Genomic DNA, 23,488 nt, shown 5'->3' on the forward strand with positions numbered 1-23,488 from the left:
ACACCTGCCTCCTCTTACTTCAGAGGTTTTTCAGTGTTTCCTGCAGTTCTGAAAGGCTGTTGATCACTGCTGAGGGTTGAATCCCCCAGTCTTCAAATACCTTGTTCGGATCCCTCTGTACCCAGATTGCGAGTAATCCTGCAGCTCGTGCACCAATCACATCCCAGGCGTTACTGGACACAAGACACAGGGGTTTTTCCCAGGAACCGGTTGCGCGCCGGGCATAGGTGTAAACGGCAGGATCAGGTTTGAAACTCTTGATATCGTCTACCGATACCAGGCCTTCAAATTGGTCGAGCAAGTCGTTGTGCCCGAGCACTTTCTCCAGTGCTGGATAACCACCATTGGAGAATGCGAACAGCGGGTACTCGCCTCTGAGACTCTTTAACGCCGGCAACGCGTCCTCGAACGCGGGCAAAGACAGGTAGGCTGCCATCAGGGCGTTTTCGCGCTCTTCGGACAGGGTCAGTTTATGGGTGGCCATGGCGTAGCGCAGGGCTTGTCGGGTGCAGATACCGAAGTCTTCGTAGACTTTCATCAGGCCCTTGCGAAACGAGAACTCCAATTGCTTCTCCCGCCACAGCGCGGCCACGGCTTCTGCCCTGTCGCCCGCGTCTTCCGCCAGCAGGCGGGACATGCCCATGGGGTCAACCAGGGTTCCGTAGACGTCGAAAGCGAGGGTCATGGTCATCGGTGGGGCTCCTCATCCGGAAGGGGGTTCGGGGTCATATACTGGAGTCACAGTATCGGGATTTGAACGATCACTCAACACAGTCAGCAATGACGACGGTAAATACCAAAGGGGCGAAACCCACACGCCGGCTATGACTATCCTCAGGACTTTACTTGTTTTACTGGTGCTGGCCGCCACTGCCGCCTGCGCCACCAGCACTCAACTCTACAGCCCCGGGCCCTCAACCCTGGGCGCCGAGCCGGTTACCGACTTCGACCGCTACGTGGAATCTGTCAAAGCCTATGTCGATACCAATCTGGTGCCGGTTTACGGGTTTGAGCGGGAGCAGCAGGTGCAGTGGAACCTGCCGTACCGGCTGGCACCGGCGGCAGGTTGCAGCTCCGGGGATCGTGCCGGGATCCTATTGGTTCACGGCCTGAGCGATTCACCCTTTGTGTTCCGGGATCTGGCCCGTTACCTGGCGGATCAGTGCGTTGAAGTCCGGACGCTGTTGCTGCAGGGACATGGCACCCGGCCCGGCGATATGGTGACGGCCAGCGCCGAGGTCTGGCGCGAACAGGTACGCAATCACTTTATTGCCCTGTCGCAGGAGGTGGATCGGGCGTTTATTGGCGGTTTTTCTCTGGGCGGGGCACTGGCCACAGATTACGCGCTTTCAGAGACCGGTCCTCGACCGGCGGGTCTGATTGCGGTTGCACCGGCCTGGCAGCTTAACGGTTTGCGGGACTACCTCTGGCTGGCGCCCATCGCCGACGTGTTTGCTGATTTTGTAGAGAAGGAGCCCGAACTTAATCCGGTGAAGTACGAGTCGTTTTCCTTCAACGCCGGCAGTCAGATCGGCGACGTCATATCGGCGGCCCAGGGCCGGATAATTCAGCAAGAAAGTATCGATATGCCTTTGTTCCTGGCTGCCACGGAGGCAGACTCGGTGATAAATCTCGAGTTTCTCGTCACGCAGTTCAGGGAACGGTTCAGCAACCCCGGGAACGCCATGGTGATCTTTCGGGATACCCGCACGCCCTGGCCCGAGGCGCAGGCCGATGAGCGCATCCGTTTTCTGAACAGCTATCTGCCTGACGCCAATATCCTGGAGTTCTCGCACCAGTCGCTGCTGATTGCTCCGAACAACGAACTCTATGGCCTGGGCGCGCCACTGCAGCGATGCCTGGAACCGAATAACATCTCTCTGGAGGGTTGCCGGCAGTTGCCGGAGGAAGATCTCTGGTTCAGTGCCTGGCACGACACGGAGCGTCCGGTGTATACCAGCCGGCTGACTTACAACCCCTGGTTCGACGATCTGGCAGAGGCTGTTGGAACATTCATTCAGGCAAACGAATCAGGCGAGGCGCCGTAGCGCCACCGCAGGCATCGGGTTACACTGCCATTCATGAACCCGATTGATACATTCAACCTGGATTTCCGGGCCCTCAGCACCTTTCTGGCGGTGCTTGATGAAGGCAGCGTGTCCCGCGCGGCAGTCAGGCTGGGCGTTACCCAGTCTGCGGTGAGTCACACGCTGGAACGTCTGCGCCAGGCCCTGGGCGACCCCCTGTTCGTGAAGTCCGGGCGCGGCATTGTGCCAACCCGCTACGCACTTCAGGCCGGGCCCCATATCCGCCAGATTTTGGATGACCTGCAGTCGCTGTCCTCGGGCCCGCCGTTCAGTCCCGCCACGGCAGAGTTCACCTTCACGATTGCTGCCAATGACTACCAGCGGGACCTGCTTTTGCCGGGCCTGGTGCGAACGTTGCGGCAGGAAGCTCCGGGCATCAGCCTTCAGGTGATTCCATCTGGCATTCCTCGGGCAGACCTTTTGCGGAAGGATGTCTGTGATCTGGTGATTTCTCCCCACGCGCCGGAGGCGACGGACATTATGCAGCGGGGCCTGATGGCCGATCGCATGGTGGTGTTCTATGATCCTGAACACCGGAAACCGCCAGCGGATCTGCCGGAATACCTTAAGGCAGACCACATTGCCCTGTTGTTCGCCACCGGCGAAAAACCGACTGTGGAAACCGCCATGGACACCCGTGGTCTGGTTCGTCGCAATGTGGTGACGGTCTCCAACTTCTCCGGCCTACCGGAGTTCCTCCGCGGAACAGATATGCTTGCTACGGCCCCGGAGGGCATGAGCAAACACTTACTCCGGGACTTCGCCTGGGTTCCGCTACCTTTTGATTTCAAACCCTTTACCCTGCTAATGCTGTGGCACCGCCGCAATCAGAACGATCCCGCCCACAAGTGGCTGCGCAACCAGGTGAATGCCGTTGCCGCTACCCTCAACGGTCTTAAAAGTTAATCAATTAGTTTTGCTCATAGGTTGTATGAGCTTTGCTGGCGTTATCTTCTTACCTCCTCTCACCTAGACTGCCATTACTCGGCGGTCGGCCAGGTTGGGAAAGGCTTTCCAAAACACGCTACGAGCACATCCATGTGCGCTTGTTTCGGGCCATCCTTGGCCCTCTACAGTTTTGGAAAGCCTTTCCCAACCTGACCTGTCGTTACTCTTTCGGTAACTCTCTGAAAACGCATTAGGAAACACATGCTGACTTTGACCAGTGTCTGGACAACGATACTTCTTGCCGCCGCTGTGGCCCTTGGGCCGCTGGCAACGGACATGTATCTGCCGGCACTGCCTCAGATTGGTTCAGACTTTGGCACCGGTACCGATCAGGTTCAGCTGACGCTGAGTCTGTATATGGTCGGCTTTGCCATTGCTCAGCTGATTTGCGGTCCGTTGGCAGATCGCTTTGGTCGCAAGCCGATCATGATTGGTGGTTTCGTGCTTTTCGCCATTGCCAGCATTGGCTGTGCCCTGGCGTCGAACATCGAAACGCTGATTCTGTGCCGTTTCCTGCAAGCGCTTGGTGGTTCTGCCGGCCCGGTCCTGGGTCGGGCGGCGATTCGGGATATTTACACGCCCCGCGAAGCTGCCAAGATCTTGGCGATCCTTGCCAGCATCATGGCACTGGCGCCTGCCGTTGCACCGACCATTGGCGGTCTGCTGACCGCCAGCCTCGGCTGGTCATCGGTGTTCCTTGCATTGGGTGGCTACGCCCTGGTGATGGCGGTGGTTGTGGCCTTCGGTATTCCCGAGCCGATGCGCCCGGAACATCGCCAATCCCTTAAAATCGGCAGCCTGCTGCGGAACTATCGGACCATCGCGAAGGACATCAGCTTCGTGGGCTACACCCTGACCAACGCGCTGATCTTTTCCGGACTGTTTGCGTTCCTGTCCGGTTCTTCGTTCGTCCTGATCGATTTCCTGGGCGTACCGACCGAGCAGTTCGGCCTGTACTTCGCCTGTATGGTGGCCGGTTATATTGTCGGCAACCTGACCGCCGTCCGTCTCGGCCGTCGCCTGGTGCCGGACCAGATCCTTGTACGCGGCCTGATCATTGCTGTGGCTGGCGGCAGCCTTATGGCCGTGCTGGCACTGAGTGAAGTGTTCAACGTCTGGGCAGTCATTCTGCCCCAGGCCCTGTTCATGATCGGCACCGGGATGGTCCTGCCCCAGACCATGGCCGGCGCCCTGGCGAACTTCCCCACCATGGCCGGCTCCGCCTCGGCCCTGTTCGGCTTCACCCAGATGGCCGTCGCCGCTGTTGCCGGCATGCTCGTCGGCCACCTGCACGATGGCACCTCTCTGGTAATGGCCTTGATCATCGCCGCCTGCGCAGCACTCGCGATGGCCTGTTATCTGCTGCTGGTTCAGCGTTATCCTGCGAAAGGTTTCGAACCACAATCAATAACCAGTAATTGAAGTCTAATGGCCTCAGGGGAAAAGACTCTGATGCTAGGAGGCTGATGCGGGAGGGCTTTCCAAAACTGTCTGTCGCCATGGATGGCGACAGCCAAGCGTCACAGGGACGTGCCGCAAGGAGCGTGTTTTGGAAAGCCCTCCCGCATCAGCCCAACCGCCAAAGCCAACAGGCAAAATCATCCAAAGTGGTCTACACAGAGTACGTAAGACTCTAAACCAGACACCGAGGAGCAAATACCATGAGCAGCGTTAACCTGGACGGCAACCCCATTGAATTGAGCGGTAAATTTCCCGAAACAGGCGACAACGCGCCTCCCTTTACCCTGACCAACAGCGGGCTGGAAGAAGTCAAACTCGACAACTGGTCCGGCAAGCGCAAGATCCTGAACATCATCCCGAGCATCGACACCGGCGTCTGCGCCGCGTCTACCCGTAAGTTCAACGAAAAAGCCGGCAGCCTGGACAACACCGTGGTCCTCGTAGTCTCTGCCGACCTGCCCTTCGCAGCCGCCCGCTTCTGTGGCGCCGAAGGTCTGAAAAACGTCGAAACCCTCTCGACCTTCCGGAACTACAGCTTCCAGCAGGACTACGGCGTCGCCATTCAGGATGGCCCCCTCGCCGGTCTCTGCGCCAGGGCGGTGGTCGTACTGGATGAGAACGACAAGGTCATCCACAGCCAGCTGGTTGATGAGATCAAGGATGAGCCGGATTACGATGCAGCGCTGAAGGTGCTGTAACGCTTCTTATCGCCCTGAGCACCGGACATATCACCGGTTTTCGGGGTAGTTGGATGGGGGCGGGCTTCTGAAACCGTGCGGAGCCATGGATGGCGGAGCCGAGCGTACAGGGATGTATTCACAGCGTGTTTCAGAAGCCCGCACCCAGCCGACTGCATGCTCCAAAACCAGAACCTGTTAGAATCCCCGCCCAAAGCCCGAATCCTAACCGAAGGCCCACAACACCCCGTGCAGACCACCACCCAAAACCCATCCCTGGCCCGCCAGCTCTACAGCATGACCTGGCCCATGCTCTTCGGGGTGCTGTCCCTGATGACCTTCCAGTTGGCCGACAGTGCCTTCGTGGGTCAGCTGGGTCGTGATCCGCTGGCAGCCCTGGGTTTCACCTTGCCGATGCAGCAACTCATCATCGGCCTTCAGGTGGGTCTGGGGATCGCCACCACAGCGATCGTATCCCGCACGCTGGGGGCCGGCGATGAATTGCGCGCCTTCCGGCTGGGCGGCCTGATCATTACCGTGGGCGGCAGCCTCGTTTTCGTCATTTGCATGGCGCTGTGGTTCCTGCAAAGCCACATCATGACCGCCCTGGGCGCTGAAGACTCACTGCTGCCGCTGGTCCGGCAGTACTGGGTTCCCTGGCTGATGGCTGCCTGGACCGGCGCGTTCCTGTACTTCGGTTACAGCGTGTGCCGCTCCCACGGCGATACCAAACTGCCCGGGTACATGATGGTGGCCACGAGCCTGACCAACATCGCCCTGGACCCGCTCTACATCTTTGTTTTCGGCTGGGGACTGCCCGGCGCCGCCTGGGCGACCATTACCTCGTTCGGAATAGGCTGTCTGGTGATCTATCCGAAACTTCTGAAACGCCACTGGATCCGGTTCGACCTGCGCGAGCTTGCCCTTTGGAAGGCCCTTAAACAGCTCAACGGCATTATGGCCCCGGCCATGGTGAGCCAGCTGATGCCGGCTGTCTCGGCCATGCTGGCGACGGCCCTTGTGGCCGGCTTTGGCTCCGCTGCCGTCGCCGCCTGGGGTCTGGGTACCCGCCTGGAATTTTTCTCCATTGTGGTGGTGCTCGCCCTGACCATGTCGATGCCGCCGATGATTGGCCGCATGCTGGGTGCCGGCGATATCGAGCAGATTCGTAAACTGGTACGTCTTGCGGTCCGGTTTGTGGTGGTCTGGCAACTGGCCATTGGCCTGACCTGGGTGGTCGCTTCCGGGTTGGTGTCGGAACTGTTCTCCAGCGACAGTGATGTTCAGGAGGTTCTCGCCGGTTATCTGGTGCGGGTACCGCTCAGTTACAGCGGTCTGGGCGTGTGCATGCTGATGGTGTCGGTGTGCAATGCCCTCGGCCTGGCGATGCGGGCCCTTCTGGTTTCCACCCTGCGCCTGTTCCTGTGTTTCCTGCCCCTGCTCTGGATCGGTAGCCAGATCAACGGCGTCTACGGGCTTATGAGCGGTGCCCTGGTTGGCAATCTGTTTGCAGGCGCCATGGCTTACAGCTTTTACCGTGCCGGCATGACGCGCCTTAAGGCCGAGATATCCTCAGGCAAAGCGTGAGCGGAAACTCTCGGGCACCGGCACCACTTCCTTGCGGTGGTAGTTGAAGAAGACGAAGCCATACTTCGCCAGTGCCACCGGCTGGCCGCTCTCGGCCTTGGTGACCCGGAATACGAAATCCCCGCCATACTTGTTGAAGTCCATCAGACCCACTTCAAAGCGCAGCATTTCCGGGAAGAAGGACTCGGACTGGTACATGGTGGCCAGGTCGGTGACGATAATGCCGGTGCCGTCCTTGCTGGCTTCCTGGATGCCATAGCTGACCAGGAACTGGGCGCGGGCCTCGGAGAGCATGGAGATGAGGGCGTCGTTGCCGAGGTGGTTGGCGCCGTTGATGTCGGTGATTCTGACGGGCATCCTGGTTTCGAAGCAGAAGACGTCGTCCGGGAAGGAGAGTTTGATTCGGGCCACGGGGGTTCCTGTTTTCACTAGATATGTTGGGGCAAATCATACGCTGTTCAACTTTAGTGTTCATCTCAAGACGCCCAGTCCCAAATCGGTTATCTTGCTATGAGACCTCCGCGCCGATGGTTTTGGTGGAGCGACGGCAGGGAAGGGCTTTCCAAAACGCGCTCCTTGCGGCACGTCCATGTGACGCTTGACTGTCGCCATCCATGGCGACAGACAGTTTTGGAAGGCCTTTCCCAGCCGTCGTTCGTACTTTGTTCGCGCACTGAATAAAAAAGATCGTATTTGGAGTCCTATGGATATTCGCCCTGCTGCCACCTTGGTTCTGGTTCGAGATACGGCCGACGGCCTTGAAGTCCTGCTGCTGCAACGTACCTGGGACGCCGTGTTTATGCCCGGCTATTTTGTATTCCCCGGAGGGAGGGTCGAGGAAAATGAAACTCACGGCCAGGATCATATAATCGGCACCGTAGACGCCGAGATCAGTCAGATCATGAGCGTCGATGAGGGCGGCGCGGACTATATGTTGGCGGCGGTTCGGGAGTGTTTCGAGGAGTCCGGCGTTCTGGTTGCGGTGGACAAGCAGGGCAATCCAATCGCCGGGGATCATCCGGCCCACGCGGATCGGAAGTCGGTGTTCGACGGCGATCTGTCTCTGGCCAGTCTGTGCAAAAAGCACGGCCTGGCGATTCCATTGGACCGGCTCGCCTATCTCGGCCACTGGATCACGCCGCCGGGGCCGCCACGGCGTTTCGATACACGGTTTTTCGTGACGCCGGCTCCTGAAGGACAACTGGCCGGGCACGACGGGATCGAAACCATTGATCATGTCTGGATCAGGCCGGAGCAGGCCCTTGAGGACCATCGCAAGGGCCAGTGTTTGCTGGGGTTGCCGACTATCCGGACGCTGCGGGTGCTCAGTGATTTCGACACCACTGAAGCGCTGATGCGCTACGCCCATGCCAATCCGCCGGAGCCCTATCCAAGTAAGCCCTGGCCGGCGATGAAAAAGGGCAAGCCGGTGACGCTGGAACCGGGTGCTCCGGCCTACGATGAGGCGGCGAAGCTGGATCCGGAGGGCGAAGGCTCCACCCGGGCGGAGATTATTCCGGGTGAGGCGGTAGAGGTTGCCGCCCGGGTCGTCCGTCTGACGGCGCCCAACCCGGGCATGATGACGGGGCCGGGTACCAACACTTACATTCTGGGCCATGAACGCTTTACGGTGATTGATCCCGGCCCCGCCAACGAATCCCATATCGAGCGGATTCTGGAGGTGACCGGTGGTGTGATTGACCAGGTTCTGGTAACCCACACGCATCAGGACCATTCGCCGGCCGTTGCCGCCCTGAAAGAGCGCACCGGTTGCCGGGTATTCGGTTGGCCGGCACCCCCGGGTGCCGGCCAAGACCAGACGTTCCGGGCCGACGATGAACCGGAGCACGGTGATCTGATTGTGACCGAAGCCGGGGTCCTGAAGGTGCTGCATACCCCGGGCCATGCGTCGAACCACCTGTGTTTTCTGCTGGTCGACCAGCAGCTGCTGTTCTCCGGTGACCACATTATGCAGGGCTCAACGGTGGTCATTAATCCGCCGGACGGCGACATGAAGGCCTATATCGAGTCGCTCTACGAGTTGCTGGCAGAGTCTGTACGTTACATTGCGCCGGCACACGGGTTCCTGATGGGGCATCCCGAAGCGGTGATCGATTTCCTGATTACCCACCGCCTCTCGCGCGAACACAAGGTGGCCCGTGCGCTGGAAGCCCTTTCTCCCGTGGATCTTAAAGCCCTTACCGCCAAAGCCTATGACGATGTTCCGGCGGCCATCCACGGCCTGGCGGCACGGTCAGCCCTGGCGCATTTGCTGAAACTGGAAGCGGAGCACCGGGCGTTCCGGGAGGGCGACCTCTGGCATGCCATACACGAGAGCTAACGCGGGAGTAACGAAAGCACACCGGATTTCGCAAAACACCCATATTGTTAATCGCTTTTCCAGCGTATAACAGGGTTCGTTATAACTTGCCCGGATTTCATGAAAGTGGCATTAAACCTTTGTCACAGCGGTATTCATGACCGACAGAGGCACTCTATCCTTGAGCGCACACTGACGAACCGTGAGGAAATATGCTGTTCGAGCGGCTTAAAAAACCGTCCCCCCGGATCCTGCTGATCGGCCTGGTGATACCCTGGCTGTCGGCACCGCTTTTGGCCGAAACCGATTCGGCAAAGGCCAGCAAAAAATCCGAAGTGCTGGTTGCCGAGCTGGCCGAGGACGAAAGCGTCGAGGACGTTGAGCAGTCGGCTCCCTTGCAGACCAAAGGGCAGGAACACAAATCCCGGAAACCGGAAGCCCCACGGGGCGGTGCCGGTGTCGATACGCCCTCAGCAGCGTCACGGAAAGTGGCGCCGAATATCGATCTGAAACAGGTAGCACCGCCACCGGAAGCCCAGGTGTCAACGCCGGCCGACACGGATGCGGATGCCGCCGAATCCGAGGTGATGGCAACCGAAGCCGTGGCCGAACCTGAGCCGCAACCCGAACCCGAAATTCGCGAGGGCAAGGTATTCACCCTGCTCGACAACGATGTCATGCCGGGCACGTCTACCCGCCTGGCCTGGACGCCAGGCATCCAGATTGCCGGTCTGTCCCAGACCACGCCGGTACTGGTGGTTAACGGCATCAACGCCGGCCCCACCCTGTGCCTCACCGGCGCCGTCCATGGGGACGAGCTGAACGGCATCGAAATCATCCGCCAGACCATGTACGACCTGAACCCCGAGAAGCTCTCGGGCACGGTGGTAGGCGTGCCGATTGTAAACCTGCCTGGATTCCAGCAGGGCAGCCGCTACCTCCCCGATCGTCGGGATCTCAACCGGCATTTCCCGGGCAGCCCCAACGGCAGCCTGGCGGACCGGATTGCCCATTCACTGTTCGAAAACGTGATTCGCAAATGCGACATGCTGGTGGACATCCATACCGGCTCCCTGAAAAGAACCAATCTGCCACAACTTCGCGCCGACATGAACAATCCGGATGTGGCGGAATTTACCCGCGGCTTTGACCGCATGGCGGTGGTCCACAGCTCGGGATCTGCTGGCATGTTACGCACGGCCGCCGTGGAGGCCGGCATTCGAACGGTCACCCTGGAAGCGGGCGAATCCCACCGTATCCAGCAACATCAGATCAGCGCCGGCGTTAACAGCCTCACCAGCCTGATGGAGCGCCAGGGCATGATCTCCAGAATGTTCGTGTGGGGCGATCCGGAACCGGTCTACTACGATTCCGACTGGATCCGGGCCGATCACGGCGGGATCCTGTTCAGCGAAATTGAGTTGGGGGCCAATGTATCGGAAGGTGAGATTCTCGGTTACGTCTCCGACCCGATCACCAACGCCCAGCACCCCATCCGGTCCACCAGTGATGGCCGTGTGATCGGTATGGCCGTGGACCAGGTCGTGATGGCCGGTTTCGCCGCCTACCACATTGGTACGGAGGCAGAAGTTCCCGGAGAGTAGTATGCTAGGCTTTTTTCGGGCATCACCAACCCAGAGGAGCCTTTGTGTCTTCCGAGAACGCCGGCGTTTTATCACGTATTCCCGGCCTGGCCTACATCGGGCTGGTTCTCACCCCGCTATTCTGGGCCGGCAACGCCGTGGTGGCCCGGGGTACGGTCGAGAACATCCCGCCGTTATCCATGTCCTTCTGGCGCTGGGTGATCGCCCTGGCTATCCTGCTGCCCTTCGGGCTTCCCGGTATCTGGCGCCACCGCCAGGTTATCCGCCAGCGCTTCGGTTCCATGCTGGCACTGGCGACCTTCAGTGTGGGAGCCTTCAATACCCTGCTGTATCTGGCGGCCACCACAACCACCGCGACCAACATTGCCCTGATCAACGCCACCATTCCCATTTTTGTCGCTCTGCTTGCCTGGATCCTGCTCGGCGACCGGACCCGGCCGATTCAGGCGTTGGGAATCGCGCTGGCGATTACCGGCATCGTTACCGTGATTGCCCGTGGCGACCTCTCGGTGTTGACCAGTCTCCAGGCCCAACCAGGCGATCTGATCATGGTGGCGGCAGTATTCAGCTGGGGCCTGTTCTCGGTGCTACTGAGACGACAGGCAGTGCCTCTGCCAGCACTGACCTTTTTGACCACGCAAATTCTTCTGGGCACGATGGTTGTGCTGCCCTTCTACCTGACAGATCTGATTTTCTTCTCCGGAGGCTTCGAGCTGTCAAAAACCACCGCCATGCCACTTCTGTACTTCGCGATCTTCCCGGGGATCCTGGCCTATGGATTCTGGAACCACGGTGTGCATAAAATTGGCCCGGCCAGAGCGGCCATCTTTATGTACCTGACGCCTGTCTTTGCCTCGATTCTTGCAGGCATTTTCCTGGCCGAGTCCCTCGGACTGTTTCATGTTATCGGCGGGGCACTGATCCTGGCCGGGCTGGTGCTGGCCACGCAGACCCGGAAACACACCCACTACCCAACCCCGGAACGCTCAGCAAAAGGAGACCCCCATGATTAAACCTGTGCCAGGAAACTCTCACCGCTTCTTTTGCCTGGTTCTGGTCCTGTTGGCCGCTGGCCTGTCGGCGCCGGCTGCAGCGGAACCCTGTGATCCCGAAGAGTCAAAGTGGGTGCCTACCCGCTATTATCCAGCCGGTGCAGCGGTCTTTCACAAAGGCAGTTGGTATGAGTCCCGCGAACTGCACGAGGGCCTGGAGCCCGGCATTACGTTCGACTGGAAAGAACTGGATTCTGTGCCGGACTGCGAGGGCCGTAAGCAACCGGTTGACCAAACCCGGACCGGAGACGGCCAGAAAGGCACCGAGGCCGGCCAATCCGTCGGCAAGAGCAAACGGGGCGAGACGTCTTCCGGCATGTGCGTAAGACCGGACCCGTGGCTATTTTCCAGAAGCTACACGGTTGGCAGCCTGGTCACCCACGGCGGTCAGATCTGGGAGGCTATCCGGGCAACCAATGGTGACATGCCCGGCATGAACAAGCCTCCTCGCTGGCAACTGGTGGAGGATCATTGTTCCCTGGAAGGCCAACAGTAACGAGGAACGGGCAACTGACTAGAGAGCCGCTTCAATGCGGCCGATGACCTCTTCCAGAACCGATCTGGCGCAGCCGATGTTCAGGCGCATAAAGCCACTGCCCGGGTCGCCAAAGGAGAGTCCGGGGTTCATGCCCACACGGGCTTCCCGGACAAAAAAGCGTTTCAGGCCGGCATCGTCAAGCCCCAGTTCGCGGCAATCCAGCCACATGAGATAGGTGCCCTCCGGAGCGGACACGCGAATGGCGGGCAGGCGCTGGCCAACAGCCTCCACCACATAGTCCCGGCTGGCCTGCAGATAGGCCATCAGATCGTCCAGCCAGGGGGCACCATGGCGGTAGCCGGCCTCAAACCCGGCAATACTGAACGGATTGCACTGGGGCAGATGCATGGATTCAAACACGTCCTTCATTGCCTTGCGCCGGTCCGCATCGGGAATAACCAGAGCCGACAGGCCGAGGCCGGGCATGTTGAAACTCTTGCTCGGTGCGACCGCCGTTACCAGTGCATCTTCAGGACCGGCCAGCTTCGCCAGCATGGTGTGGCGGGGTTTATCCGTGAAGGTCAGGTCACAATGAATCTCGTCGGAGACCACCACCAGCCGGTGCCGGCGAGCAATATCCAGCACCGCCGTCAGTTCTTCCTCCGACCAAACCCGGCCAACCGGGTTATGGGGCGAGCACAGCAGCAGGATCCGGGCATCGGGGCGGGCTGCGCACTGCTCCAAGTGATCAAGATCCATGCGGTAGTGGCCCGGGTCTCCGGTGTCCGGATCCTCCGGCACCAAGGGGTTTTCGATCACCACCCGGCCACTGTGCCGCACCGAACTGAAAAACGGCGGATAAACCGGCGGCTGGATGATGACGCCCTCACCGGGTCCCGCGTAGGCCATGCACGCGGCGTTGATCGATGGCACCACGCCGGGCGCCATCAGTATCCACTCGCGCCGGATCTCCCAGTCATGGCGACTGGCAAACCAGTCGATCATCGACTGGTAAAGACTGTCCGGAAACAGGGTGTAGCCATAAACCGGATGTTCCGCCCGCTCCCTCAACGCACGGGTGACAGCCTCCGGTGCCGCGAAATCCATATCGGCCACCCAGACCGGGATAACATCCTCGGTGCCAAAAACCGCCTTGCGGGCATCAAACTTGACGGAACAGGTGTGTTCCCGGGAAACCGGCTGATCAAACGGGCTGGACACAGGGACTCTCCAGGGCAGATAACAACATTGGAAAACGGTATTGTGGTGGGCCCGAACGGCCATCGCAACCGTCGGCTGCCGATGTCGCCACCGTGTCCATATCCGGCTTTGGTCGAACATCGTCGATAAACACTTGCCCAAGCAGGGCGATACTTGCGAACCTAACGGTTTATCCAATAAAAACTTCCAAACATTCCCCGGAGCCTGTTCAATGATTGGCCAGATTCTGTCCACCATGTTGCCGGTGTTTCTGATCGCCGGTTGCGGCGCACTCTATGGCCGCTACCGGACGCCCGACATCCAGGGACTGAACGTTCTCAACATGGAACTGTTTGTGCCCATGCTGGTCTTCGCTGTTCTTGCTGACCAGCAGGCTCCGCTGCAGAACTACGCCCAGCTTGCACTGGCCGCCACGGTGGTTGTGCTCGGATCAGGAATTGTTCTGTATCCGCTGGCCAGGGTTCTGAAGCTGAACCTGAAGACCTTTCTGCCACCGATGATGTTTAACAATTCCGGCAATATGGGTCTTCCGCTGCTGGTACTGGCCTTCGGCGATGAGGCCCTGCCGGCGGCCATTGTGCTATTCATCGTGGAAATGCTGCTGCACTTTTCGGTGGGGCTGTACATGCTCGCCCCCCATACCTCCATCGTAAAACGCCTGAAGCTGCCCATCGTATTTGCCAGTATTGCCGGGCTCTCGGTCAATCTCGGGGGCGTGACCCTGCCGGAATGGCTGCTGGAAACCCTGAACATGCTCGGTGGTGTGAGCATACCGCTGATGCTCTTTGCCCTTGGCGTGCGCATGCTTGATATCGATTTCAGTGACTGGAAACTGGGTATGCTGGGCGCCATCGCCTGTCCCGCCAGCGGTCTGATCCTTGCATGGCCGATGATTGCGGTTCTGGATCTTCCCGGGATGCAGGTGGCGGCGCTGTGGGTATTTGCAGCCTTGCCTCCGGCCGTACTCAATTACATGGTGGCGGAACAGTATCGGCAGGAGCCACACAAGGTCGCCTCGCTGGTATTATTGAGCAATCTGGGCAGTCTTGTGGTTATGCCGGTTGTGCTCGGTCTGGTGTTTGCCGCCGGCTACGTCTGAGCATCTGCCCCACTAACCGCTCTGTTAGCCGAGGAAGGACCCGATGTCTGAAACCGTTGCGGTGGTGCGCGCCTCCCGACCCAATTTCCTGGTACTCGCACCGCTGTGTGCCGGCCTTGGCGTGGCGGTAGCCTGGCACCAGGGCGAGCCTCCGGCCCTGCTCAATACCCTGCTCGTCCTGATTGGCGCCCTGCTGGCCCATGCCGCCGTCAATCTGCTCAATGAGTACGAAGACTTTGCCTCCGGGCTGGATCTGATTACCCGTCGCACGCCATTCTCCGGCGGCAGTGGTGCCTTGCCGGAGGTTCCCACCGCCGCCCGGCAAGTCCTGCTGGCCGCCTTTGGCACACTGGGACTGGTTGTCGCAATCGGGTTGTATTTTCTCTGGCTCCGGGGCCTGCCAATGCTGGTGCTCGGCGCGGCCGGCGTGGTGCTGGTGCTCACGTATACCCGCTGGATTACCCGTTCGCCGCTGATTTGCCTGCTGGCTCCGGGGCTGGGGTTCGGACCGGTGATGATTCTGGGCAGTCTGATTGCCCTTGGGGCCCGGCTGGACGCAACGGCCCTTACCGTTTCCACCATCGGCCTGCTGCTCGTCAGTGAGTTGCTGCTGATCAATCAGATACCGGATGCCGACGCGGACCGGAAAGTCGGGCGCCGACATCTGGTGATTACTCTTGGAAAGAAAGCCGCCACCCGCCTGGTTGCGCTTTTGCTGCTGGGCAGCTTTGGGATTCTGGGCTCGGCGATCTGGATTGGCTGGTTACCGCTGTGGACCGCTCTCGCGTTTGCGCCTCTGCCGGCAGCGATCTGGATAAGCGTCAAGCTGCCCGGCGCGCTCAACCGCCCCGAACAGCTCAACTCTCTCCTCGGCACCAACGTCGCGGTGCTGCTGGCGACCCTGGCACTGCTGATCTCCGGCCTCAGCCTTTGAACCGGAACACACTGACCCGCGAACGCAGCTGACCGGCAAGCACGGCCAGATCCCGGCTTGCCCCGGCCACCTGCTCGGAACCGGCTGAGGTCTCCACCGTGGCATCATGGATGCGGCTGATATTGCGGTTAACTTCTTCTGCAACGGAACTCTGCTCTTCCGAGGCACTGGCGATCTGGGCATTCATGTCGTTGATGGCACCCACCTCATGACGAATCCGGGCCAGAGCAGCTTCCGCCTCGCTGGTCTTGTCCACCGTGGTGCGGGCAAGCTCCCGACTGCTTTCCATAACCTCGGTCGCCTGGCCGGCGCCCGCCTGCAGGTTTCCAATCATCTCCTGAATTTCCCGGGTGGAATCCTGGGTCCGCGATGCCAGCGACCGTACTTCGTCGGCCACGACAGCGAATCCTCGTCCATGGGTGCCGGCGCGTGCCGCCTCGATCGCAGCATTCAGCGCCAGCAGGTTGGTCTGTTCGGCGATGGCGTTGATCACCTCGATGATCTTTTCGATATTGGCGCTGTCCTGGGACACGCGCTGCACAGTCTGTGTTGCCTGCTCCAGGGTTTCCGCCAGCTCTCCGATGGAGGCCGCGGTTTCCTGCACCACGCGATTACCGCTCTCCACTTCGATGTCGGCTTTCTGGGTGGCGGTTGCCGCGCTGGCGGCAAAACCCGCCACTTCGTTCACCGTGGCGGCCATCTGGTTCACCGCCGTGGCCATCTGTTCCGCCTCGGTCGCCTGGAGACGTATCTGTCGGCTGTTGTTATCCGAAGTGCTTTCAAGTTCAGAGGAGGAAGTGGAGAGCTCTTCAGCGGCAGACCCTACTTCCCGGATAATGCCGCCCAATCGCTCCACAGTGTCCTGCAGCGCGCCCATCACGCTATCCGGGTACCGTGTCCGGAGCTCCTGGTCCAACTCACCATCGGCCAGCTGACGAATGGCCCGGGCAACGTCTTCGGGCTCACCGCCAAGAATCTTCTTCAATCGGCGAATGATCACCAGTGCCACCAGGGCACCCAGAACCACCGCGAGACCGGTGACGGCCAGGTTCAACGCATTGAATGTACTCGCTGCCTCGCGAACCTCATCCACGCCACCTGTAACCACCTCTTCCTGGTAATCAATAAAGGCATTTACCCGTTTCAACCACTCCGAGTAAGCGCCAGAGACATCGCTGAGCAGAAATGCCCGGGCCTGGTCGATCTCTCCCGCCAGGCGAAGCTCGAGGAGGTCGTCGGTCAGCGTCAGGGCCCTGCGCTCGATCTCTTTGATCGCTGCCAGGAGCTCCCTTTCCCGGCTGTTAGCGCCTTCTTCCCGGAACATCCTATCCATCGGGCCGGCGGAATCCCGATAGAACCCCTTAAGACGCTCAATGTCCGCGAGGTGCCGTTGTAGCTCCCGGTCGTTCTCAACCAGTACTGCATCGCGAATGGCTATTGCCCGGTCATGGACACTGCCCCGAAAGTTAATGGCGTAGCGCTGCTTCACGGCGGCGCCATCACCCACGTCGGTCAGGGTCCTGTCGATAAAACCGACCCGATGATTACCAACCAGACTTATGGCAATCATCAGCGACAGAATCAGACCAAAGCCAAGGGCAAGGCGTTTCGCAACGGTGAGCTGGCTAAACATCATTAGGCTCCGGGTACTTTTTATTGAATGAGGCTATGTGTTCTCCGAAAGTTGCAGTCTGGATCAATCAATGGAGAGAAACTTGCGGGTTTTTGACAATGCTTTTCATTACTGCAATCAATCTTTACATCCCGCCCCCACGCCTCTTGCAACTGGTCAGGCTTTGACCGATGGTAAAGGTCAGTTTCTCGCTGATTGCATTCACGATACGGAGGTCTTCACATGAGTGTTCTACTTCTGCTGATCAGTGCCCTGGTGCTGATCTACCTGGGTATAGGCGGCACCACAGCCGCTGCGGTCATGTCCATTGCGACCGTTGTGGGTCTGTTCCAGGATGAATGGCATCTGATCAGCATTCTTTGTGGCGGTGTTCTGCTGGCGCTGGCATTGATTCTGGTTATCCCCGGCGACTTGCGGCTCGACAAGCTCAGCCGCCCCCTGCTTGGCTGGGTGCGCAGCCGACTTCCAAAACTCTCGGACACCGAGGCTGAAGCCCTGAAATCCGGCTCAGTGGATTGGGACGGGGAGCTCTTCTCCGGCAAGCCAAAATGGAACAAGTTGCTGGACGCCAAACCGGCCCATCTCACCAGTGAGGAGCAGGCCTTCCTGGATGGACCGGTGGAAAAGCTCTGCGCCATGCTCGACGACTGGAAGATCACCCACGAGCAGTACGACCTGCCGGACAAGGTCTGGAAGTTTATCCGTGAGAACGGTTTTTTCGGACTGGTAATTCCGAAAGAAGACGGTGGCCTGGGTTTCTCCAATACCGCCCATTCCGAAATCGTGATGAAAATTTCCACCCGCAGCGTATCGGCCGCCGTGACCGTGATGGTGCCCAACTCCCTCGGCCCCGGTGAATTGCTGATGCACTACGGCACCGATGAGCAGAAACACCACTATCTGCCCAGACTGGCAGGCGGCGACGAGATTCCCTGTTTCGCCCTGACCTCGCCGGTGGCTGGCTCCGACGCCGGTGCCATTCCCGACAAAGGTATCGTCTGCAAGGGCCAGTGGAATGGCAAGGAAGTGCTGGGGCTGAAAGTCACCTGGAACAAGCGTTACATTACCCTTGCGCCGGTGGCGACACTGATTGGCCTGGCCATCAAGGTCTATGATCCGGACAAGCTGCTGGGCGATTCGGATGAGATCGGCGTGACCTGTGTGCTGGTGCCGAAGGACACCGACGGCGTCAACGCCGGTGCCCGCCACCTCCCCATGAACACGGTGTTCATGAACGGCCCGACCTGGGGCACGGATGTGTTCATCCCCATGGAACAGGTCATCGGCGGTCAGGACATGCTTGGCAAGGGCTGGACCATGCTGCTGGAATGTCTGTCCATCGGCCGCTCCATCTCGCTGCCGGCCCTGGGCACTGGCGCCGGCAAGGTGGCCAGCCTGGCCACCGGCTCCTACGCCTACACCCGGGAACAGTTCGGCCGTACCATCAGCCAGTTTGAAGGGGTTCAGGAAGCACTGGAGCCCATCGCCGGCTACACCTACATGATGGACGCAGCCCGGCTGCTTACCTCCGGCATGCTGGACCGTGGCGTAAGGCCCTCGGTACCGTCCGCCGTGCTGAAATACCGCAACACCGATCTGATGCGGGAAGTCATCAACCATGCCATGGACGTAGTCGCCGGCCGCGGTGTTATCACCGGACCTCGCAACTTCCTGGCCCGGGCCTACCAGGCGGTGCCCATCGGGATCACCGTCGAAGGCGCCAACATTCTCACCCGCAGTCTGATGATCTTCGGCCAGGGTTCCATCCGCTGCCATCCTTTCATCGTTGAGGAAATCGAAGCGGCTGGCATGGAAGATGAAGACAAGGCGGCGAAGAAATTCGACGGCATCTTCTATCGGCATCTGGCTCATACCACCCGCAACGCCCTTCGGGCTCTGCTGCTGGGACTGACCAAAGGATGGGCCGAATCGGTGCCACGGCAAGGCAACATTAAGTCCAGCTACCGACAGCTGGCGCGGTTCTCAGCAGCCTTCGCCTTGATGACCGACGTCACTCTGCTTACCGTTGGCGGTGGCCTCAAAGCCCGGCAACGCCTTTCAGGGCGCATGGCCGACTGCCTGGTGCAACTCTATTACGCGACCGCCGTCATCAAGCAGTGGCATGAGGAAGGTTACCCCGATGACCAGCGGCCATTGGTAGAGTGGTGCTTGCAGACCTGCCTCCGGGACCTACAGGGCTCCATGCGCGAAGCCATCATCAATTTCCCGGTGCCGGCCCTGCGCTGGCCCCTGCGTTTGCTGGTGTTCCCGCTGGGCGCCACTGGCCTGAACGGTCCGGACGACAAGTTGGGCGCAAAGGTCGCAGAATCTATCGTCAAGGACACCCCGGTGCGCCAGCGCATCAGTCGCGGTGCCTACACCACCATGGACCCGGACGATCCGCTCGGGCGGGTACTCAACGCCTACAAACTCGCCAACGAGACGGCGGACATGCGCAGCCGGCTGCATGACGCCATGCGTAACCGGGATGAAGACGAACTGGGCGGCATTGACTTGCTGATGGGCCATCAGCGCAAGGAACTGGTTGACTGGGCCTGTGCCCAGGGCGTGGTCAAGGCAGACGAGTGCGACAAACTGCTGGAAGCACTGGAAGCGCTTTACGATGTGATTCGCGTTGATGCCTTCGATGCCGATGGCCTGAAAGCACTCTCTCGGTGCGCCAAGGGCAAGCGCAAGGTGGTTGAACGTCCACCTAGAGAAGAAAAATAGGGCGCAGATCAGTCGATGAGCGATCCTGTAGATTTGCGCCCCAATGAGCAAGCAGTGGAACTGGAACCGGCCTCTGATGCCACATTGCGCTTCATTGGTACCATCCGGACTCCCTGGCGCGATCGCAAGGATTGCCCGCGCCAGGGCAATGCAGAAGGCCCGGAGTGTCAGCTGGTTCTGGATCCTGTCTGGCACGAAGGGCTGAAGGGGCTGGAAGACTACGACACCATCGAAGTGCTCTATTGGCTGGACCAGAGCCGACGCGATCTGATCCGGCAAAGCCCCAGAAGCGACGGCCAGACCTTCGGCACCTTTGCCCTGCGCTCCCCGGTTCGACCTAATCCGATTGGCACGTCCATGGTCAAACTGGTTCGCGTAGAACAGGGAACGCTGATTGTGCGCGGCCTGGACTGTCTGGACGGCACGCCACTGTTGGACATAAAACCCGACCGCTGCGCCTTCAGCCCGAAAGCGCCGGATAAGTCGGGCGGTGAAGACTGACCCGTTACTGGTCGAGAATGTTGATGATTTCCCGAGTGTCCTTGATGACCGTGTAAATGCGGTCTTCCACTCTCACTTCTTCCCGACCATCGCCGATGTAGCGAACATCGCCGTAATCGTAAAGCTCGCGATGCAAACGGTCGCCGCGACCAATATCCACTTTTTTCTGCCAGCCAGGGGGCAGCGGCTTACCCTGCTCGAGTTTCTTCTGCAGTCCGGGCGGCAATGCATCGCTGTGGTTGCCAGCGTTGACGTGCATGGTCGCACCAAGCAACAGAACGATTGCGACAGCGGACAGGGTTTTGTACATAATCTTATTCCTCCTCTCGAACATGGATCAGGGACGAACTTGATGGCTCGTCGACTCCAGAGAACTCTGTGTACACACGCTCAGTGTCGGGCTTCCGTTCCGTCGCAGGAGTAACATCCTGCTCTCCTGCCAGGCTAATCGGATACCTCTTCCGGACGTAGCCCTGAAGTGATCGCCTCCGAGACCAGCCAACGCCGCAGAAGCTGAATCCCTCTTTCCCGACGGCGGCTGGTTTTCCACGCAAGATAAAAAATGTCGCCCGTCATCACGGAATGGCAGGGCAGGCGCACGAAGTCGCCGGAATCCTTACGGGTGCTGAGCATGTAGTCGTTGGTCAGCGCGATGCCCTGGTGAAAGCGCGCGGCTTCCAACGACAGCAGCATATGACTCGAATGCAGCAAGCGGCACGACCTGGGCAGCGCCAGGCCGGCCTCACGGTACCAGGCCTCCCAGTCCCCACCCTGACGGTCGTAGATGCTGTAGGTCGACAGCAACGGATACTCCGCCATCATCGCCGGCGTTAACGACACCGATGCCGGGTCGCCGGCAACCTCTTCCAACGCCAGCTCCCGGCGTATCTTCTGCCAGTAATCCTGGCTGCACACGGGGAACAGACGCTCCTCGTAAAGCAGCTCATAGCTGAATGCCGGCGAAGAAGGCTTAACGGTAATAAAGCAATCTGCAACCCGGTCCGACAACACCGGATTGCCACTACTCATCTCCAGCGCCAGATCCAGCTGAGGATGCAACCGCTTCAGATCCGGCAACCGTGGCACCAGCCAGCGCACGGCAAACGAACTGAACACCGAGAGCCTCAGCAAGGACTCCTCATGCCCCAGAATCTGCTCACTGGCCCGCTCAATCTGCAACAGCGCTGAACTGACCGCATCCAGGTACTGCCGGCCCTCATCGGTCAGCGACAGCGTCCGTCCACTGCGCCAGAACAACTGCTCGCCCAGGTAGGTTTCCAGCTGCTTGATCTGATGGCTGACGGCACTCTGGCTCACCGCCAACTCATCGGCAGCGAGTGAAAAGCTGTTGAGACGGGCAACGGCTTCGAAAACAGGCAGGGCTTTCAGGGGTGGCAGCTTCATTATCTAATTTTCTAATAGCACGTGAATATTGATCATTTTATCGGATATTAGCACCCACTTAGACTGCCCTCCATGTTACGGGAGCAGATCGTGTGGCTCCCTCCGAAAATGCTCGGAGCCATGGATGGCGGAGAGCAAGCGTACAGGGACGTATTCACAGCGGTTTTCGGAGGGAGCCACTCGATTTGCTCTTGCACCCGAACTTGAAGAGCAAAGGAGAAAAACATGTCTGGAAAAACCGTAAACAGCGCCATCCTGCTGCTGGTGATCGGCAACGCCATGGCATTGATCTCTGACGTGTTCATCAAACTCCTCGAACCCGGCGCCCCGGTGTTCCAGTTTGCCTTCCTGCGCTGCCTGATCACCCTGGCACTCCTGCTGCCAATGGCCGGGCAACTGGACCGGAAAAACCTGTTCGCCGGCCTGAAAATCCACACCTTCCGGGCCCACATCCACCTGGCCGGCCTGCTGTGCATGGTAGTCGCCCTGGCCAACCTGCCGCTGGCGACCGCCAACGCCGTGTTCTACGCCGCGCCCATCCTGGTGATGGTGCTCTCGGTATTCCTGTTCCGGGAAAAACTCACGCCGCTGAGTGTCAGCGCGGTGTTCAGCGGCTTTGCCGGTATTGTGCTCATCCTGCGGCCGGTGGAATTCAACTGGGCGGCCGTGGCGGCGCTTGGCTCTGCCTTTGCCCTGGCCATCAACGCCGTGCTGGTCCGAAAACTGCCGAAACAGCAGAGCACCGTTCACAAACTGTTCCTGAATTACCTGCTGATTCTGCCCGCAGCGGGTGCACTGGCCTGGTGGGAAGGCGCCCAATGGGATTCTGGCATCCTGATCGGTGCCATGGGCTCGGCGCTGTTTATTCTCGTTTACAACATCACCGTACTGCTGGCCTATCGGCAGGTGGATGCCAACCAGGTCACCAGCGCCGAATACACCGGGCTTATCTGGGCCGTGGGGATTGGCTGGATCTGGTTCGGTGAAGTGCCCGACCTGTGGTTCCTGGCTGGCAGCCTGATGATTGTGGTGCCCCTGCTGCTCATTGGTCTGCAGCACCGGCGCAAGGAACCTGCAAGGGGGTTCAACCCGGTCCCGGAGCAACAGGGGCGCCGGAACCAGGAGGAATCATTCAGTGCCGGGAAGATTCAATTAGCACGTGAGTGTCGTGAATAATCCGACCGATACGGGCCTCCGGCGGCAATCCGTCACCATAGCCGAGTTTGATGCGGTAATGGCCCGAATGGTGACGGTGCCAGTCGCGTCGACGATCGTATCTGTCGCGATAGACATCCCGCTTGTGTTTCTTGCCCCATCCGCGCTTGTCACCGTGGTACCTGTGGCGATCGTGGTACTTCCGGTCCCATTGATGCTTCTTGTAGTGCCGTGGTTTGTGGTGGTGCCGATGGTGACGGTCGTCCCGATAGTGGGCCTGCAGGAACTTTTTCTGGTGGCCCGGGGGTAGCGCACTCCCCCGCTCATGGTGCGGTTGCCAGCCATGACCGCGGCGGTCATCGTCACCGGCCATCACCGGAGCCGATGCCATCAGGAATGCCGTTACCAGGCTTCCGATCAACAGTCGCTTCATGATGATTCTCCCGTTCTGCTCAGAGACAGATCTCGCATCCGGACCCAGTGCCGGATGCCTCTGAACCCAGATTATCGAAGCGGGAGCGAATGTCAGTGCCTTGGGGCCTGCTTTGCAGGATCTTTACGCAAGGCCCCGTCAGCTTGACGTTTGAATGGCCGGTA

At 59.6% G+C, this 23,488-nt stretch carries 21 protein-coding genes; 14 read left to right on the forward strand and 7 right to left on the reverse strand.

The features are described 5' to 3' along the window. Positions 1-19: 19 nt before the first annotated feature. Positions 20-691 carry a haloacid dehalogenase type II gene (locus tag MDHKLMBL_RS12580; protein WP_104270924.1) on the reverse strand — a complete coding sequence of 224 codons (672 nt, stop codon included), beginning with the start codon at positions 689-691 and terminating at the stop codon, positions 20-22. A gap of 133 nt (positions 692-824) precedes the next feature. Here MDHKLMBL_RS12580 and MDHKLMBL_RS12585 point away from each other — a divergent pair, with 133 nt between their 5' ends. The 5 genes from MDHKLMBL_RS12585 (at position 825) to MDHKLMBL_RS12605 (ending at position 6,760) form a co-directional block, all read left to right on the forward strand. Further along, complete coding sequence (locus MDHKLMBL_RS12585) at positions 825-2,048, forward strand: alpha/beta hydrolase (RefSeq protein ID WP_104270925.1); 1,224 nt, start codon at positions 825-827, stop codon at positions 2,046-2,048. 33 nt (positions 2,049-2,081) lie between these two features. Then, complete coding sequence (locus MDHKLMBL_RS12590; protein WP_008172727.1) at positions 2,082-2,993, forward strand: LysR family transcriptional regulator; 912 nt, start codon at positions 2,082-2,084, stop codon at positions 2,991-2,993. Between the two features lie 243 nt (positions 2,994-3,236). Next, a complete protein-coding gene (locus MDHKLMBL_RS12595; protein ID WP_104270926.1) occupies positions 3,237-4,457 on the forward strand; it encodes a Bcr/CflA family multidrug efflux MFS transporter in 1,221 nt (406 codons plus the stop codon). A 239-nt stretch (positions 4,458-4,696) separates the two neighbouring features. Then, complete coding sequence (gene tpx / locus MDHKLMBL_RS12600; RefSeq protein ID WP_014578719.1) at positions 4,697-5,194, forward strand: thiol peroxidase; 498 nt, start codon at positions 4,697-4,699, stop codon at positions 5,192-5,194. A gap of 228 nt (positions 5,195-5,422) precedes the next feature. Beyond that, the gene (locus tag MDHKLMBL_RS12605; protein WP_014578720.1) at positions 5,423-6,760 is read left to right on the forward strand and encodes an MATE family efflux transporter; all 1,338 of its coding nucleotides are present in this window, start codon (positions 5,423-5,425) and stop codon (positions 6,758-6,760) included. Here MDHKLMBL_RS12605 and MDHKLMBL_RS12610 read toward each other — a convergent pair. Continuing rightward, positions 6,746-7,171 (reverse strand): thioesterase family protein, encoded by a 426-nt coding sequence (locus tag MDHKLMBL_RS12610; protein WP_008172718.1) that lies wholly within the window; start codon positions 7,169-7,171, stop codon positions 6,746-6,748. The genes MDHKLMBL_RS12605 and MDHKLMBL_RS12610 overlap by 15 nt on opposite strands. A 292-nt stretch (positions 7,172-7,463) precedes the next feature. Between MDHKLMBL_RS12610 and MDHKLMBL_RS12615 the strand changes: the two genes are divergently transcribed. The 4 genes from MDHKLMBL_RS12615 to MDHKLMBL_RS12630 all read left to right on the forward strand — a co-directional run bounded on the left by MDHKLMBL_RS12615 (position 7,464) and on the right by MDHKLMBL_RS12630 (position 12,232). Continuing rightward, complete coding sequence (locus tag MDHKLMBL_RS12615; protein WP_104270927.1) at positions 7,464-9,101, forward strand: MBL fold metallo-hydrolase; 1,638 nt, start codon at positions 7,464-7,466, stop codon at positions 9,099-9,101. 191 nt (positions 9,102-9,292) lie between these two features. After that, entirely contained in the window at positions 9,293-10,684 is a 1,392-nt protein-coding gene (locus MDHKLMBL_RS12620) for a succinylglutamate desuccinylase/aspartoacylase family protein (protein ID WP_104270928.1), read from the forward strand. A gap of 44 nt (positions 10,685-10,728) precedes the next feature. Continuing rightward, on the forward strand, positions 10,729-11,697 hold the full coding sequence (locus MDHKLMBL_RS12625) for a DMT family transporter (RefSeq protein ID WP_104270929.1): 969 nt from the start codon (positions 10,729-10,731) through the stop codon (positions 11,695-11,697). Continuing rightward, positions 11,690-12,232, forward strand: coding sequence for a carbohydrate-binding protein (locus tag MDHKLMBL_RS12630; RefSeq protein WP_008172708.1), 543 nt, complete (start codon positions 11,690-11,692; stop codon positions 12,230-12,232). Before MDHKLMBL_RS12625 ends, MDHKLMBL_RS12630 begins: the two co-directional genes overlap by 8 nt. An 18-nt stretch (positions 12,233-12,250) precedes the next feature. On the opposite strand, the gene MDHKLMBL_RS12635 is transcribed toward MDHKLMBL_RS12630, so the two are convergent. Next, positions 12,251-13,435 carry a MalY/PatB family protein gene (locus MDHKLMBL_RS12635; RefSeq protein ID WP_053113290.1) on the reverse strand — a complete coding sequence of 395 codons (1,185 nt, stop codon included), beginning with the start codon at positions 13,433-13,435 and terminating at the stop codon, positions 12,251-12,253. Between the two features lie 211 nt (positions 13,436-13,646). On the opposite strand from MDHKLMBL_RS12635, the gene MDHKLMBL_RS12640 reads away from it, so the two are divergent. Both MDHKLMBL_RS12640 and MDHKLMBL_RS12645 read left to right on the forward strand, forming a co-directional pair. Then, positions 13,647-14,534 carry an AEC family transporter gene (locus tag MDHKLMBL_RS12640; protein ID WP_008172703.1) on the forward strand — a complete coding sequence of 296 codons (888 nt, stop codon included), beginning with the start codon at positions 13,647-13,649 and terminating at the stop codon, positions 14,532-14,534. A 43-nt stretch (positions 14,535-14,577) separates the two neighbouring features. After that, positions 14,578-15,468, forward strand: a complete 891-nt coding sequence (locus tag MDHKLMBL_RS12645) for a prenyltransferase (RefSeq protein WP_053113291.1) — start codon at positions 14,578-14,580, stop codon at positions 15,466-15,468. On the opposite strand, the gene MDHKLMBL_RS12650 is transcribed toward MDHKLMBL_RS12645, so the two are convergent. Further along, positions 15,458-17,101, reverse strand: a complete 1,644-nt coding sequence (locus MDHKLMBL_RS12650) for a methyl-accepting chemotaxis protein (protein ID WP_104270930.1) — start codon at positions 17,099-17,101, stop codon at positions 15,458-15,460. The two genes, MDHKLMBL_RS12645 and MDHKLMBL_RS12650, sit on opposite strands and share 11 nt — an antisense overlap. Before the next feature lie 222 nt (positions 17,102-17,323). Here MDHKLMBL_RS12650 and MDHKLMBL_RS12655 point away from each other — a divergent pair, with 222 nt between their 5' ends. Together MDHKLMBL_RS12655 and tsaA are read left to right on the forward strand one after the other, a co-directional pair. Further along, on the forward strand, positions 17,324-19,831 hold the full coding sequence (locus MDHKLMBL_RS12655; protein ID WP_104270931.1) for an acyl-CoA dehydrogenase: 2,508 nt from the start codon (positions 17,324-17,326) through the stop codon (positions 19,829-19,831). A 15-nt stretch (positions 19,832-19,846) separates the two neighbouring features. After that, positions 19,847-20,332, forward strand: a complete 486-nt coding sequence (tsaA, locus tag MDHKLMBL_RS12660) for a tRNA (N6-threonylcarbamoyladenosine(37)-N6)-methyltransferase TrmO (protein WP_104270932.1) — start codon at positions 19,847-19,849, stop codon at positions 20,330-20,332. Positions 20,333-20,336: 4 nt separating this feature from the next. On the opposite strand, the gene MDHKLMBL_RS12665 is transcribed toward tsaA, so the two are convergent. After that, complete coding sequence (locus tag MDHKLMBL_RS12665) at positions 20,337-20,642, reverse strand: hypothetical protein (protein WP_104270933.1); 306 nt, start codon at positions 20,640-20,642, stop codon at positions 20,337-20,339. Between the two features lie 134 nt (positions 20,643-20,776). Next, positions 20,777-21,736 (reverse strand): LysR family transcriptional regulator, encoded by a 960-nt coding sequence (locus MDHKLMBL_RS12670; RefSeq protein ID WP_104270934.1) that lies wholly within the window; start codon positions 21,734-21,736, stop codon positions 20,777-20,779. A gap of 225 nt (positions 21,737-21,961) precedes the next feature. On the opposite strand from MDHKLMBL_RS12670, the gene MDHKLMBL_RS12675 reads away from it, so the two are divergent. Beyond that, positions 21,962-22,912 (forward strand): DMT family transporter, encoded by a 951-nt coding sequence (locus MDHKLMBL_RS12675; RefSeq protein WP_104270935.1) that lies wholly within the window; start codon positions 21,962-21,964, stop codon positions 22,910-22,912. Here the strand turns inward: MDHKLMBL_RS12675 and MDHKLMBL_RS20815 are convergent. Next, a complete protein-coding gene (locus tag MDHKLMBL_RS20815) occupies positions 22,869-23,324 on the reverse strand; it encodes a hypothetical protein (protein ID WP_146083415.1) in 456 nt (151 codons plus the stop codon). The two genes, MDHKLMBL_RS12675 and MDHKLMBL_RS20815, sit on opposite strands and share 44 nt — an antisense overlap. Positions 23,325-23,488 lie beyond the last annotated feature (164 nt).

The sequence above is a fragment of the Marinobacter flavimaris genome (genome assembly GCF_002933295.1).
Classification (GTDB): domain Bacteria; phylum Pseudomonadota; class Gammaproteobacteria; order Pseudomonadales; family Oleiphilaceae; genus Marinobacter; species Marinobacter flavimaris.

Excerpts from the sequence above, each read along its gene's own strand:
- MDHKLMBL_RS12595 (WP_104270926.1), top strand. The coding sequence starts at position 3,237 with ATGCTGACTTTGACCAGTGTCTGGACAACGATACTTCTTGCCGCCGCT.
- MDHKLMBL_RS12640 (WP_008172703.1), top strand. The coding sequence starts at position 13,647 with ATGATTGGCCAGATTCTGTCCACCATGTTGCCGGTGTTTCTGATCGCC.
- MDHKLMBL_RS12645 (WP_053113291.1), top strand. The coding sequence starts at position 14,578 with ATGTCTGAAACCGTTGCGGTGGTGCGCGCCTCCCGACCCAATTTCCTG.
- MDHKLMBL_RS12675 (WP_104270935.1), top strand. The coding sequence starts at position 21,962 with ATGTCTGGAAAAACCGTAAACAGCGCCATCCTGCTGCTGGTGATCGGC.
- MDHKLMBL_RS12590 (WP_008172727.1), top strand. The coding sequence starts at position 2,082 with ATGAACCCGATTGATACATTCAACCTGGATTTCCGGGCCCTCAGCACC.
- tsaA (WP_104270932.1), top strand. The coding sequence starts at position 19,847 with ATGAGCGATCCTGTAGATTTGCGCCCCAATGAGCAAGCAGTGGAACTG.
- MDHKLMBL_RS12630 (WP_008172708.1), top strand. The coding sequence starts at position 11,690 with ATGATTAAACCTGTGCCAGGAAACTCTCACCGCTTCTTTTGCCTGGTT.
- MDHKLMBL_RS20815 (WP_146083415.1), bottom strand. The coding sequence starts at position 23,324 with ATGAAGCGACTGTTGATCGGAAGCCTGGTAACGGCATTCCTGATGGCA.
- MDHKLMBL_RS12670 (WP_104270934.1), bottom strand. The coding sequence starts at position 21,736 with ATGAAGCTGCCACCCCTGAAAGCCCTGCCTGTTTTCGAAGCCGTTGCC.
- MDHKLMBL_RS12585 (WP_104270925.1), top strand. The coding sequence starts at position 825 with ATGACTATCCTCAGGACTTTACTTGTTTTACTGGTGCTGGCCGCCACT.
- MDHKLMBL_RS12655 (WP_104270931.1), top strand. The coding sequence starts at position 17,324 with ATGAGTGTTCTACTTCTGCTGATCAGTGCCCTGGTGCTGATCTACCTG.
- MDHKLMBL_RS12615 (WP_104270927.1), top strand. The coding sequence starts at position 7,464 with ATGGATATTCGCCCTGCTGCCACCTTGGTTCTGGTTCGAGATACGGCC.
- MDHKLMBL_RS12650 (WP_104270930.1), bottom strand. The coding sequence starts at position 17,101 with ATGTTTAGCCAGCTCACCGTTGCGAAACGCCTTGCCCTTGGCTTTGGT.
- MDHKLMBL_RS12580 (WP_104270924.1), bottom strand. The coding sequence starts at position 691 with ATGACCATGACCCTCGCTTTCGACGTCTACGGAACCCTGGTTGACCCC.
- MDHKLMBL_RS12620 (WP_104270928.1), top strand. The coding sequence starts at position 9,293 with ATGCTGTTCGAGCGGCTTAAAAAACCGTCCCCCCGGATCCTGCTGATC.
- MDHKLMBL_RS12665 (WP_104270933.1), bottom strand. The coding sequence starts at position 20,642 with ATGTACAAAACCCTGTCCGCTGTCGCAATCGTTCTGTTGCTTGGTGCG.
- tpx (WP_014578719.1), top strand. The coding sequence starts at position 4,697 with ATGAGCAGCGTTAACCTGGACGGCAACCCCATTGAATTGAGCGGTAAA.